Origin of the sequence: Billgrantia kenyensis, assembly GCF_013697085.1 — a bacterium.
GTDB lineage: Bacteria > Pseudomonadota > Gammaproteobacteria > Pseudomonadales > Halomonadaceae > Halomonas > Halomonas kenyensis.
In genome coordinates, this window is sequence record NZ_JACEFT010000049.1 from 1 (window position 1) to 11,708 (window position 11,708).

The window sequence follows — 11,708 nt, forward strand, 5'->3', positions numbered from 1 at the left end:
GCCAGAATCAGGTAAATAGTATAAATACAATAAGTTGCCTGGAATTGATGCGGTTGGAGCTAAGTGGAATTAGGCAATATCTTGCCCGGGGCGAGCAAGAAGTTGCCCAGCGGGCAAGATCTTGCCTAATTACAATTAGTCGGCGTAGAGAGGCCCGTCGCGAAAGCTTGCTCGAGATGAGTGTTGCGCGATTAATGTTATGATATAACATTTGTTTTAGTCGGAGATGCCAACATGCAAGTCGATCCCGAAGCGCAGCGGCTGCTGGAGATGCCGGACGAAGAGTACATGAACGACGCCCAGCTCGCGTTCTTCCGGAAGCGGCTCCTGGCCGAGCAGGCCGAGGTGGAAGCGCATCTGGTGGAGGTGCGCAATGCCATTGCCGACAACGAACGCAGTGGCGATGAGCTCGATCGTGCTGCCGTGGAGGAGGAGCTGCGGCTGCTGCTGCGCCAGGCAGACCGCGAGACGCGGCTGCTGCACAAGATTCGTCAAACGCTGCGGCGTATCGAAGATGGCGGCTATGGCTACTGCGCCGAAACCGGTCAGCCCATTGGCCTGCAGCGGCTTCTGCTGCGCCCGACGGCCGAGCTTAGCCTGGAGGCCAAAGAGCGCCAGGAGCGGCGTGAGCATCACTTCAGCAAGTCCAGAGGAGATCAGTAATGTCTCAGCCTGTCCTGCCCGTTACCGTGCTGTCCGGCTTTCTGGGGGCCGGCAAGACCACATTGCTCAATCATATCCTGGCCAACCGGGAAGGTCGTCGCGTGGCAGTGATCGTCAATGACATGAGTGAGGTGAACATCGATGCCGCCCTGGTGCGCGGCGGGCCGGACAGCGAGGAGAGCGAAGTCGCCCTCAACCGGGCCGAGGAGCGGCTGGTCGAGATGAGCAATGGTTGTATCTGCTGCACCCTGCGCGAGGATCTGCTGATCGAGGTGAGCCGGTTGGCCCAGGAGGGGCGCTTCGATTATCTGGTCATCGAGTCGACGGGTATCTCCGAGCCGTTGCCGGTGGCGGAAACCTTCACCTTCGAAGACGAGAAGGGGCAAAGCCTTTCCAGCGTTGCCCGGCTGGATACCCTGGTTACGGTGGTGGATGGCGTCAATTTCCTCAAGCAGTATCGTGAGGCGCAGTCGCTGGCCGAAGCGGGAGAGAGCCTGGGCGAGGAAGATGAGCGCAACGTGGCCGACCTGCTGGTGGATCAGATCGAGTTCTGCGATGTGCTGCTTATCAGCAAGACCGACCTGGTCGACGAGTCGCAGCTGGCGGAGGTCATGGCGGTGCTGCGTTCGTTGAATCCGGATTCCGAGCTGATTCCCATGGTCAATGGCCAAGTGTCCCTCGACAAGGTGCTCGATACGGGCCGCTTCAGTTTCGAGCGGGCCAGCCTTGCTCCTGGCTGGCTCAAGGAGCTGCGAGGTGAGCACGTGCCCGAAACCCAGGAGTATGGCATTTCGAGCTTCGTCTACCGGGCACGACGTCCCTTCCAGCCACAGAAGTTTCACGACCTGCTGCATGGCGACTGGTTCGGCGGCAAGCTGCTGCGCTCGAAAGGCTTCTTTTGGCTCGCGACACGACCCCAGTTCGCCGGCCAGTGGAGCCAGGCGGGCGGTATCGCCCATTACGGCTTCGCCGGCATGTTCTGGAAGGCGGTACCTGAATCCCGCTGGCCCACCGACCCCGAGACTCGCGCCTACATTATGGAAAAGTGGGAAGAGCCCTTTGGCGACATGCGTCAGGAGCTGGTCTTCATCGGCCAGAACCTCGACGAGGCGCGGATACGGCGCGCGCTAGACGATTGCCTGCTGGGAGATGCCGAGCTGGCGGATGGGCCTCAGGCCTGGGCCTCGTTCCCCGACCCCTTCCCACCGTGGGATCATCCCGGCAAGTAGCGTGTCTTGTCAGGACTTGTTCCGACATGCTTAATTGAACGAACTTGCATGGAAGCAGCCGGTATATATGCAAAAAAACTCGTTATTTCGGCTGTAAAGCGCTCCGTTATGCAGCCATACTAGGTCAAGGTCCACTTCAGAATCGGGCCGCAGGGATTAAAAAAGGGAACCAGAGGTGTTCGTCATGCGCTCCTACAACCGACATTCCTTCGGTGTGGCCGTCTTCCTTTTGTTTTGTATTCAGCTGCTAACGATCAGTTCCGCACAGGCCAACCCCCGCTATGCGGCCATTGTCATTGACGTTGAAAGCGGTGATGTGCTGCATTCTGCCAACGCCGATGCGACGCGCTACCCCGCCTCGCTGACCAAGGTGATGACGCTGTACATGCTGTTCGAGGCACTTGAGAACGGCAGCATGCACCTTTCCCAGCCCATGACGGTCTCCTCCCATGCTGCTTCGATGCCGGCGTCAAAGCTGTGGCTCACGGCGGGGAGCACGATCTCGGTCGAGGACGCCATCAAGGCGCTGGTGGTGCGCTCCGCCAACGACGTTGCCGTGGTAGTCGCCGAGGCCCTGGGAGGCAGTGAGTCGGGTTTCGCCCGCATGATGACCCAGCGTGCCCATGAACTGGGCATGCCCGATACCGTGTTTCGCAACGCGTCCGGTCTGCCCGACAACGGCCAGATCACCACGGCGCGGGACATGGCGACCCTGTCAATCCGGGTCATGCAGGACTTCCCGCAGTACTACCACTACTTTTCCACCCAGAGTTTCACTTACCGCGGCACCACTCATACCAGTCATAACCGCCTGCTGCGCAACTATGCCGGTGCTGACGGGCTCAAGACCGGCTTCATTCGCGCCTCCGGGTTCAACGTGGCAACCTCGGCGATGCGCAATGACCGCCGCATTGTCTCCGTGGTGATGGGCGGCTTCACTGCCGCGTCGCGCGATACCCACATGGCCGATCTGCTCGACCGTGGATTTGCCCGTCTCTCCATGCTGCAGCGTGGTGACTGGATTGCCCAGGCCGATGTGCTGGGTGACAGCATGGAGCTACCGGAGAGCCCACCGGCCTCTGATTTGCAGCTGGCAGCGGCGCCTGAGGCTGCCGGCCAGCCGGTAGGGGATGAGCGTCGGCTCTCCTTTCAGTCCGAAATGGGGGTCGAGATGGGCTCCGCCGACGACCCGATTCGCGCCTTGATCGCCCAGGCAGAAACACCGCAGTCGAGTGGGGGCAACTGGGCGGTACAGGTCGGCGCCTTCAACGACCCGGATCAGGCGCGTCACCTGGCAACGCGTGCTGCCGACCAGCTTGCCAACCTTATGCGTGACCTGCGGGTGTCGGTGGCGGAGTCGGAGGGCGAGCGGAGGGTGTTCCGCGCACGCCTGATCGACCTGCAGGAAAACGATGCCCACTCCGCCTGTAACAGCCTGCGTGCCCAGGGCATGGACTGCATGGTGGTGGCGCACTACTGACGCCTGCCAATCCGTTCCTGCATCTCCGTTCCCACATTTCCACAACCACATCGCCCCGCCCATGCGGGGCGATGTGGTTGTGTGGTCTCCGCCGGGAAGAGGTACGGCCTCAGCCCGGGTCCAGCGCCAGCAGCAGGCGCCGTTCACCCTCAGCCGGCTGCGGGCTGCGGTGGACCAGGCCGTGCTCCTCGTTGCCGATCCAACCACAGCCCTTGAGCAGGGCGAGGTCGCCCACCCCGAGGCGTTGGATGGCGGCGGGGTCGGCGACAATGTCGGGCTTGTCAGGATGCGGGGCACCGAGCCCGGCGCGGTTGACAGCGTGCTCGGGCAGCCATTCGCTGGCCGGGCCGGCATAGGTGGTCACGAGACGCACTGCCAGGTTGTCGACGTGGAAGCGCGGGCACATGGCGCCCTCCAGAGTGCGCAGACGGATGCCGATGGTGTCGGTGGAGAAGAGGTAGGCCATGGCTTCGGCGATATGTCCCACGTCCTCAGCCAGGGCCGCGCCGGCCTCGGGGGCGGGCAGGCGGCGCAGGAGATCCTGCTGCATGGCTTGGCCGGGTGCGCCGCGCCAGTGCCAGTCGAGCGGGCGAGTTCCGCTGAGCTGAGCGCGCACGGCCAGGGTGAGAGTCGGGTCGAGACGTCGCTGCATGACGGCAAGGGTGATGCCGTCCTCGAAAATGCGTGGCAGCACCTCGATGTCCTGGCCGAATGCCCAGTGCGAAGCATCAGATGAGAGATGGGGCAGCATGGCACCTCCTTGTGAAACTCTATAACATATCATTTGCGCCGCGAGCCCGCCCAATTCGAAACCATGGGAGATATGGCGGGAGCGCTTGGCTATGTCGGCGGTCGAACGCTGAGAATGATTCGTTATAACATAACGATTATGGTGTGGCCATGCCCTGTAGGCCTCGCGTCATTCTGGGGTCGACCTGCGCCCACCCCAATGCGTCATCTTGGGGCATGGCACTTGCCGCCGTGCGTCCCACCCGTTAGGTTGTTAACTAACGAGCCCCGCCGCCCATCCCGGTCGGCGGGGTGGTTTTTTCCTGTCAGGGAGGGGCCATGTCGCCGTCATTGAAGGGCATCCTGTTCATGTGTGCCGGCGTACTCTGCCTGGCCATCGGCGATGCCATTGCCAAGTGGCTGGGCGAGGTGCACTCGCCGCTGCAGATCATCTTCTTCCGTACCCTGGTGTCGCTGCCTTTGATCGCGCTATTGGCACATTATGGAGGCGGCTTGCGCAAGCTGCGCACCCGGCGCCCCGGCGTGCATCTGGTGCGCGGCCTGATCTACACCGGCACCATGGTCTGCTTCGTCATCGGCCTGACCCTGCTGCCGCTGGCCGAGGCCACGGCGATTGCCTTCGTCGCACCACTGTTCGTCACCCTGCTGTCGGTGCCGCTGCTGGGCGAGCGGATCGACACGCCGGTATTGGTGGCGTCGCTGATCGGCTTCGTGGGGGTGCTGATCGTGGTGCGCCCGGGCGGGGATGCCTTCCAGCTAGGCTCGCTGGTGCTGATCGGTGCCGCGGTCTTCTATGCGCTGATGATGATCACCGCCAGGCGTTACGGCGCCACCGAGCACCTCTGGGCCATGGTCTTTTACATGACGCTGGTGCCGCTGGTGCTGACTGCCGCCTCGCTGCCCTGGGTGTGGCAGACGCCGGCAACCTGGCATTGGCCCGGCTTCCTGGCGGCGGGGATATTCGGTGTGGGTGCCACTGCCTGCATCACCATGGCGTTCCGCTTTGCCCCGGCGGCCATTGCCGCCCCCTTCGACTACACCGCCATGCTCTGGGCGGTGCTACTGGGCTGGTGGTTCTGGGGAGAGATCCCGGACCTGTGGGTCTTTATCGGCAGCGCCTTGATCATCGGTAGCGGGCTGGCGATCGCCTATCATGACCGCCGGACGACGTTGAAACGCCGGCCGACGTCTTAATCCACGCTCGGGTTGGCGCGGTTCAGGCGCCAACGCCGCCAGTGGCGTGCCACCAGGCCATGCTTGGGGGCCGCCAGCAGGGCGACGAGGAACAGGCCCGATGCCACCAGCACGATGGCGCCACCCGAGGCGACGTCCAGCGATACCGACATTACCAGGCCCACCACGGCGGAGGTGACACCGACGCTGACCGAGATCGCCAGCATCAATGGAAAGCGGTCGGTAAGCAGATGAGCCGTGGCGCCGGGGGTAATCAGCATAGCCACGACCAGGATGATACCCACGGTCTCGAGGCTGGCGACGATGGTCAGCGTCAGCAGCAGGATCAAGCCGTAGTGGATGAGACTGGTGTTGAAACCCAGCGCCTGGGCCTGCTGCGGATCGAAGGTGTAGAGCAGCAGAGGCCGATAGGCTAGCCAGATCGTTACCACGGCCACCAGACTGGCCAGCAGCGTCAATATCAAGGCCGAGGTTTGTACCCCCAGTACATTGCCGAACAGGATATGCATCAGGTGGGTGCTGGTGGCGATCTTGCTGATGATGACGATGCCCAGGGCGAAAGCGGCGGTGAACATCAGGCCCATGGCGGCATCCGCCTTGATCCGGGTATGGCGCTCCAGCGCACCGATGCCCAGCGACGTCAGCGCGCCGGTGACGAAGGCGCCGATGAAGAACGGCCAGCCCAGCAGGTAGGCGATGGCCACGCCGGGCAGCACCGCATGGGAGATGGCATCGCCGAGCAGCGACCAGCGCTTGAGCACCACGTAGCAGGAGAGCAGGCCGCAGATCGCCCCCACCAGCACCGAGGTGAGCAGGGCGCGCTGCATGAAGCGATAGTCGAACGGTGCAGCCAGGCTGTCCGGAAGCAGGCTCACCGCCAGCATCAAGCCGCCGATCAGTGCATCGATCACGCCGGTGGCGAGCAGTTCAAGCTGCGACACGCATGCCCCCGGCAATCTCGGGAGCGCCGACGGCCAGGCGTGCCAGCATGGCATCACTGAGCATCTCGTCGGGCGAACCCATACCGATCAGGGTTCGGTTGATCAGCACGACGTTATCGGCATAGCGGCGTGCGCCGGGCAGGTCGTGGGTCACCATGATGATGGTGCGACCGGCGCTGCGCTCACTCTCCAGCGTCGCCATGATCAGCGCCTCACTGGGAGGGTCCACACCCGCCAGGGGCTCGTCCAGCAGCAGGATTCGCGCCTGCTGGGCCAGGGTGCGTGCCAGCATGACGCGCTTTTTCTGGCCCCCGGAGAGCTCGCCGATGGGACGTGCAGCGTGGTCGGCCATGTCCACGGCCTCCAGCGCGGCGTCCACGGCCGCACGATGACTCGGGTTGGCCCATAAACGTGGTGCCAGGCGTTGCCAGAGTGGGTCCAGGCGCATCAGACCATAGCGGCCGGTCAGCACCGTCTCACGCACCGAGATGGGAAAGTCCCACTCCATGTGCTCCTGCTGGGCCATGTAGGCGATACTGCCGGCCCTGCGCTGGGAGGCGGCACTCTGGCCGAGCAGCTTGAGTTCACCGCGGACGGGGGCAAGGCTGCCGATGGCCAGGTTGAGCAAGCTCGACTTGCCGGCCCCGTTGGGGCCGACGATCGCCGTCCACTCGCCCTGCGGCAGCGAGAGGTCAAGGTTCTCGAGAACGGGCTGCTGGTGGTAGGCCGCCCACAGGCCTCGCGCCTCGAGTGCAGGGACGGAATCAGCCATCGGCATCTCCCAGGGTATCGAGCAGCAGTTGCACGTTGTGCCGCATCATGCCGGCATAGTCGGGTGCCTCGCCGTCCGGCTCGCTGAGAGAATCGACATACAGGGGGCCGGCAATGGCCACCTGGGTCTCGTCGGCCACGCTGCGCACGTGGCGGTCGGAAATCGTGCTCTCCCAGAAGATGGCCGGCGGTTGTTTCTCCTCGATCAGGTCGACGATGCGCATGATCTGGCGCGGCGAACCCTCTTCTTCCGCGTTGGTGCCCCAGATACCGTCATGCTCGAAGCCGAAGGCCTCGGCGAAGTAGACGAAGGCCGCTTCACTGGTGATGAGCAGGCGCTGCTCCTCGGGAAGAGGGGCAAGTGCTTGGCTCAACTCGTCGTGAAGCTCATGCAGTGAGTCGCGCAGTGCCTCCCCGCGGGCCTGAAAATCCTCGGCGCTTTCCGGCCGGGCTTCGGCGAGGGTCTCGGCGATCACTCGCACGTACTCCGCCACGGCGCGTGGATCCATCCACATGTGCGGGTCGGCCTCGCCGGCATAGTCGCCGGTCACGATGGGCTGAGTGGGGTAGCCGCTCTGTTCGGCAAGCGCCACGACCGGTACCTCGTCACCCACCGTGGCATTGACCTGGCCGATCCACTGCTCGAGATCGAGGCCGTTGTAGAACACCACGTCGGCTTGCTCGAGGGCGATGAAGTTGCTCGGTATCAGCTCCCATTCATGGACCTCCGCACCCACCGGGGTCAACACGCTGACCTCGGCTTCGTCGCCTGCTATCTCGCTAACCAGGTCTCCCAACACCGAGAAGGTAGCCACTACCTTGAGCGGGGGCTCCTGGGCAAGGGCGGACATCGGTAGGGCGAGAGCCCAGAGCAGGGGCAAACCCTTGGCAAGCGCCATCGATCCATCTCCTGTCGCATTTCAGTCAGGGTCTAAGTGTATAGTTAATATCTTAGCCAAGGTTAAGTTGTATAGTGATTGGAAATTCCTATCAAGCGGTTGTTGCTGCGCTATCAGGAGTTTGGCTATATTGGCGCGATGACCGATTCCCCGAACGACGTGACGCCGGATCGCCTTAGCAAGGCGGACGCCCTGCCGCCCAGCGATCAGCATGCGCAGCAGTACGCAGCCGTGCGCAACGCGCATGAAACCGAGCTTCTCGAAGACTATGTGGAGCTGATCGCTGACCTGCTCAGGCACCAGGGCGAGGCGCGTTCCACGGATATCGCCGCCCGCATGGGCGTCAGCCAGGCGACGGTGTCGAAGACCGTGGCGCGGCTCAAGTCACTGGGGTTGGTCTCGAGCAAGCCCTATCGCTCGCTGTTTCTGACCGAGAAGGGCGAGGAGATGGCGGCCATGTCGCATCAGCGCCATGCCATCGTGCTGCAGTTCCTGCGCGCCCTGGGTATCAGCGATCCCGTCGCGCGCATTGATGCCGAAGGCATGGAGCATCACGTCAGTCAGGAAACCCTGGACGTCATGCAGCGCTTCACCCGCGAGCAGGAGCGTCGCAGCTCCTGAAGCTTCGCCTCAGGCCTGTTCGCCTTCCGCTCCTGCACGTGGTCTAGCATGTCTCGAAGAAGGCCCGTGCGGCAGCTTCAGGGTCGGGATGGCCGCAGATGGCCGATACCACGGCTGGCCCCTTGGCGCCGGCTGCCCTGACCTGTTCGACATGTTCGGCCTTCAGCCCGCCGATGGCGACGGCCGGCAGCGGGCTTGCTGCCACCAGGGATGCCAGGCCGGCGAAGCCGAGCGGCCTGGCGTGGTCCTGCTTGGTCGAAGTGGCAAACACCGGGCCGAAGCCGAGATAATCCAGTGAGGCTGGATCGAGCTGCTTCAGCTGTTCGTGCGTCTGTACCGAGAGTCCGAGAATTGCGCCTTCGCCCAGCGCTGCGCGGGCTGCGGCCACGTCACCATCGTCCTGGCCGATGTGCAGGCCATCGGCGCCGCTCTCCACCGCTACCGCGAGCCGGTCGTTGACGATCAGCGGCACACCGCTGCCGGCCAGAGCCGTCTTGAGGCGGCGTGCCTGGTCGATCATTTCGTCGTCGGAGGCGTGCTTGTCGCGCAGCTGCACCACGGTGACGCCGCCACGCACCGCAGCCACTACGGTCTCCACCAGCCCGTGGTGGGCGCAGAGCTCGGGGTCGGTCACCAGATAGAGGGAGAGGTTGATGCGCATGTCGTCACCGCGGTGTGGGTAGGTTCGCTATTTTACCTACCCTGCAGAGCGGCGTCAGGGGGCCGGGCCGGCGGCACCTAGAAACCTCTGCTGCCAGTAATCGATATGCAACGGCACGCTGGTGACTTCCCGCCCGCTGCCCGGAGCATGGATCATCTGGCCGTCGCCGCGATAGATGCCCACATGGGTCGCCTTGCGGCGGTCGCCGAAAAACAGCAGGTCGCCGGGCTGGGCTCGATTCACGGCCGGCAGGGCCCGAAACTGCTCGTCGGCGGTGCGAGGCACCGGGATGCCGGCTGAACGATAAGCCATCTCCACCAGGCCTGAGCAGTCGAGTCCTTCCGGGGTATTGCCGCCGAAGCGATAGGGTGTGCCCAGCGCGTTCTTGGCCGTGGCGAGGATCAGCGCCCGTTCCATCGAGAGGCCGTCGCTTCCCGGATCGTGAGTGGCGAGGTCGCGGCTGGCGCAGCCGGCCAGCAGCATCAGCGCCAGCAGCCAAGTCAAGTGGCGCAGTCCGGCGGTGCTCCGGGTGGCTGCTGACGCTAGCTGTTCAAGCCTGGGTGAGGTGGGCATGGGCGGTCGCTCTGCATGACGGTGCTTTTCCTACTTTAGCGCGATCCGAAGGTCATGACAGCCGCTTGCGGCTGGAAAAACGTCGCAGCGATCCGCATCATCGTCATATGACAGTGATACCACAGGAGACAAGCATGGGCTTCAAGGGAGAGCAGCACCCGGGCGTCGAAGCGCCGACGGCGGACTCACAGGGTTTTCGCCTCAACCATACTATGCTGCGGGTGAAGGATCCGCAGAAGGCACTGGCCTTCTACACCCGCGTATTTGGCATGCGAGTCATGCGTCGGCTCGATTTCGAGGAGATGAACTTCTCGCTCTACTTTCTGGCCAGGCTGGAAGACGTCGAGCAGGTGCCGGAGGAGCAGGGCGAGCGTACGGTCTGGACCTTCAGCCAGACGGGACTGCTGGAATTGACTCACAATTGGGGCACCGAGACCCAGGACGACTTCGCCTACCACGATGGCAATGCCCAGCCCCAGGGCTTCGGCCATATCTGCTTCTCGGTACCCGACCTGGACGCCGCCGAGGCGTGGTTCGACGACAATGACGTCGAGTTCGTCAAGCGTTCGGACCAGGGCAAGATGAAGGACGTCATCTTCGTCAAGGATGTGGATGGCTACTGGATCGAAGTGGTCCAGGCCGACCGGCTGGGAGCGCTGGGAGACTGAGCCTTCTCTCTGCCATGGGCATGACAACGACGCCGCCCCAAGGGGCGGCGTCGTTGTGCACAAGGCCCGGTCATGATAGGGCCGCTGGGGGGATCACTCCTCGCCGGGCAGACCGCCGAGTTCCTCGATCAGCGCCTTGTAGCCCTTGACCTGGTCACTCAGGGTCTGGGTCACCTCGTCCTCAGACATCCAGGTCACCGGCATCAGGATGCGCTCCTCGGTGATCTCGATGAAGCGCTCGTCCTCGGTGGCCGCCTTCAGGGCCTCGGCCAGGCGCTCGACGTGGGCGTCCGGAGTGTCCTTCGGCACCATGGCCACGCGGATCTCGGCAGCGTTGATGTCGTAGCCGGCTTCCTGAAGCGTCGGAGCGTCGGGGAAGGCCACCAGGCGATCCTCGGCCAGGCTCAGCAGCACCGGCATCTCGCCGGTGTCGGCGTAACCGGAGTGGGTGCCGCCGCTGTAGGCGAAGTCGACGTCGCCGGAGAGAATCAGCGGTGCCATGCCGGCGCCACCGGAGGTGGGCACGATGCGCAGGTCGAGGCCTTCCTGCTGGGCAATGTACTCGATGATCATGCGGTCGAGTGCGGTCTGGGTAGCGTAGCTGGTGCCCGGGTTCTCCTGGGCGTAGGCCACCAGGTCCTCCCAGCTGTCACCGAAGGGGCGATCCTCGCCGGTGACGATGGCCGACTGGCCGAGGGTCACGCCCGCCACGTAGCGGAAGTCGTCCAGCTCGTAGGTGGTCTCGGAGGAGAGCGGGCCGAAGGTGATCGTCATGGAGGTGCCAAAGACGAAGGTATAGCCCTCGTCGCGGCTGTTGGCCAGGCGGGCCAGAGCCACGCCGCCGCCGGCGCCGGGCTGGTTGACCACGTTGACCGGTTGGCCGAGCTCCTCGCTCATGATGTCGGCCAGTACGCGGGCCTGGATGTCGGTGCTGCCACCGGCGCCCCAGCCGACCACCAGGGTCAGCGGCTTGCTCGGGAAATCATCGGCCTGGGCCATGCCTGCCGCGCCGAAGGCCATGGCGGAAGAGAGGATGGCAGTACCCAGCAGTTTCATTTTCATGATCGGAACCTCGTGGTTGCGTTGTTGTGGTGTGGTTATGCCGGCCGGTGCCGGCAGCGTAGTCACGCGGTCAAGCGGGCGGAGCCTTGAGCCGCTTGCGCAGCCATTGACGATAGCTACTCCAGCCCAGGTGCAGCGCCATCAGCACGGTGAAGACGACGAAGGCCAGGGCGATGGGGCGGTCGAGCAGGATGGC

General features: G+C 63.9%; 13 protein-coding genes. 6 read left to right on the forward strand and 7 right to left on the reverse strand.

Features of this window, described 5'->3' with window-relative positions; genetic code table 11:
- Positions 1-234 precede the first annotated feature (234 nt).
- From dksA to H1D44_RS19855, 3 genes are all read left to right on the forward strand, one after another.
- Positions 235-663, forward strand: coding sequence for an RNA polymerase-binding protein DksA (gene dksA, locus H1D44_RS19845; protein ID WP_181517004.1), 429 nt, complete (start codon positions 235-237; stop codon positions 661-663).
- Entirely contained in the window at positions 663-1,892 is a 1,230-nt protein-coding gene (gene zigA / locus H1D44_RS19850) for a zinc metallochaperone GTPase ZigA (protein ID WP_181517005.1), read from the forward strand. The genes dksA and zigA overlap by 1 nt, the downstream gene beginning before the upstream one ends.
- Before the next feature lie 184 nt (positions 1,893-2,076).
- A complete protein-coding gene (locus tag H1D44_RS19855) occupies positions 2,077-3,372 on the forward strand; it encodes a D-alanyl-D-alanine carboxypeptidase (RefSeq protein WP_181517006.1) in 1,296 nt (431 codons plus the stop codon).
- Between the two features lie 109 nt (positions 3,373-3,481).
- On the opposite strand, the gene H1D44_RS19860 is transcribed toward H1D44_RS19855, so the two are convergent.
- Entirely contained in the window at positions 3,482-4,123 is a 642-nt protein-coding gene (locus tag H1D44_RS19860; RefSeq protein WP_181517007.1) for a DUF1826 domain-containing protein, read from the reverse strand.
- A 317-nt stretch (positions 4,124-4,440) separates the two neighbouring features.
- Here H1D44_RS19860 and H1D44_RS19865 point away from each other — a divergent pair, with 317 nt between their 5' ends.
- Positions 4,441-5,316, forward strand: a complete 876-nt coding sequence (locus H1D44_RS19865; RefSeq protein ID WP_181517008.1) for a DMT family transporter — start codon at positions 4,441-4,443, stop codon at positions 5,314-5,316.
- Here the strand turns inward: H1D44_RS19865 and H1D44_RS19870 are convergent.
- The 3 genes from H1D44_RS19870 to H1D44_RS19880 are packed head-to-tail and all read right to left on the reverse strand — an operon-like array spanning position 5,313 to position 7,927.
- Positions 5,313-6,200, reverse strand: a complete 888-nt coding sequence (locus H1D44_RS19870; RefSeq protein ID WP_181517016.1) for a metal ABC transporter permease — start codon at positions 6,198-6,200, stop codon at positions 5,313-5,315. The two genes, H1D44_RS19865 and H1D44_RS19870, sit on opposite strands and share 4 nt — an antisense overlap.
- A gap of 43 nt (positions 6,201-6,243) precedes the next feature.
- Entirely contained in the window at positions 6,244-7,029 is a 786-nt protein-coding gene (locus tag H1D44_RS19875) for a metal ABC transporter ATP-binding protein (protein WP_181517009.1), read from the reverse strand.
- Entirely contained in the window at positions 7,022-7,927 is a 906-nt protein-coding gene (locus H1D44_RS19880) for a metal ABC transporter solute-binding protein, Zn/Mn family (protein ID WP_181517010.1), read from the reverse strand. The genes H1D44_RS19875 and H1D44_RS19880 overlap by 8 nt, the downstream gene beginning before the upstream one ends.
- 138 nt (positions 7,928-8,065) lie before the next feature.
- Between H1D44_RS19880 and mntR the strand changes: the two genes are divergently transcribed.
- Positions 8,066-8,548, forward strand: a complete 483-nt coding sequence (mntR, locus tag H1D44_RS19885) for a manganese-binding transcriptional regulator MntR (protein WP_181517011.1) — start codon at positions 8,066-8,068, stop codon at positions 8,546-8,548.
- 43 nt (positions 8,549-8,591) lie between these two features.
- On the opposite strand, the gene thiE is transcribed toward mntR, so the two are convergent.
- Together thiE and H1D44_RS19895 are read right to left on the reverse strand one after the other, a co-directional pair.
- On the reverse strand, positions 8,592-9,209 hold the full coding sequence (gene thiE, locus H1D44_RS19890; RefSeq protein ID WP_181517012.1) for a thiamine phosphate synthase: 618 nt from the start codon (positions 9,207-9,209) through the stop codon (positions 8,592-8,594).
- A 54-nt stretch (positions 9,210-9,263) separates the two neighbouring features.
- Positions 9,264-9,692, reverse strand: a complete 429-nt coding sequence (locus H1D44_RS19895) for a C40 family peptidase (RefSeq protein WP_238984508.1) — start codon at positions 9,690-9,692, stop codon at positions 9,264-9,266.
- 224 nt (positions 9,693-9,916) lie between these two features.
- Between H1D44_RS19895 and gloA the strand changes: the two genes are divergently transcribed.
- Complete coding sequence (gloA, locus tag H1D44_RS19900) at positions 9,917-10,450, forward strand: lactoylglutathione lyase (protein ID WP_181517014.1); 534 nt, start codon at positions 9,917-9,919, stop codon at positions 10,448-10,450.
- Between the two features lie 93 nt (positions 10,451-10,543).
- Here the strand turns inward: gloA and H1D44_RS19905 are convergent, their stop codons facing one another.
- Entirely contained in the window at positions 10,544-11,512 is a 969-nt protein-coding gene (locus H1D44_RS19905) for a tripartite tricarboxylate transporter substrate binding protein (protein WP_181517015.1), read from the reverse strand.
- Positions 11,513-11,708 lie beyond the last annotated feature (196 nt).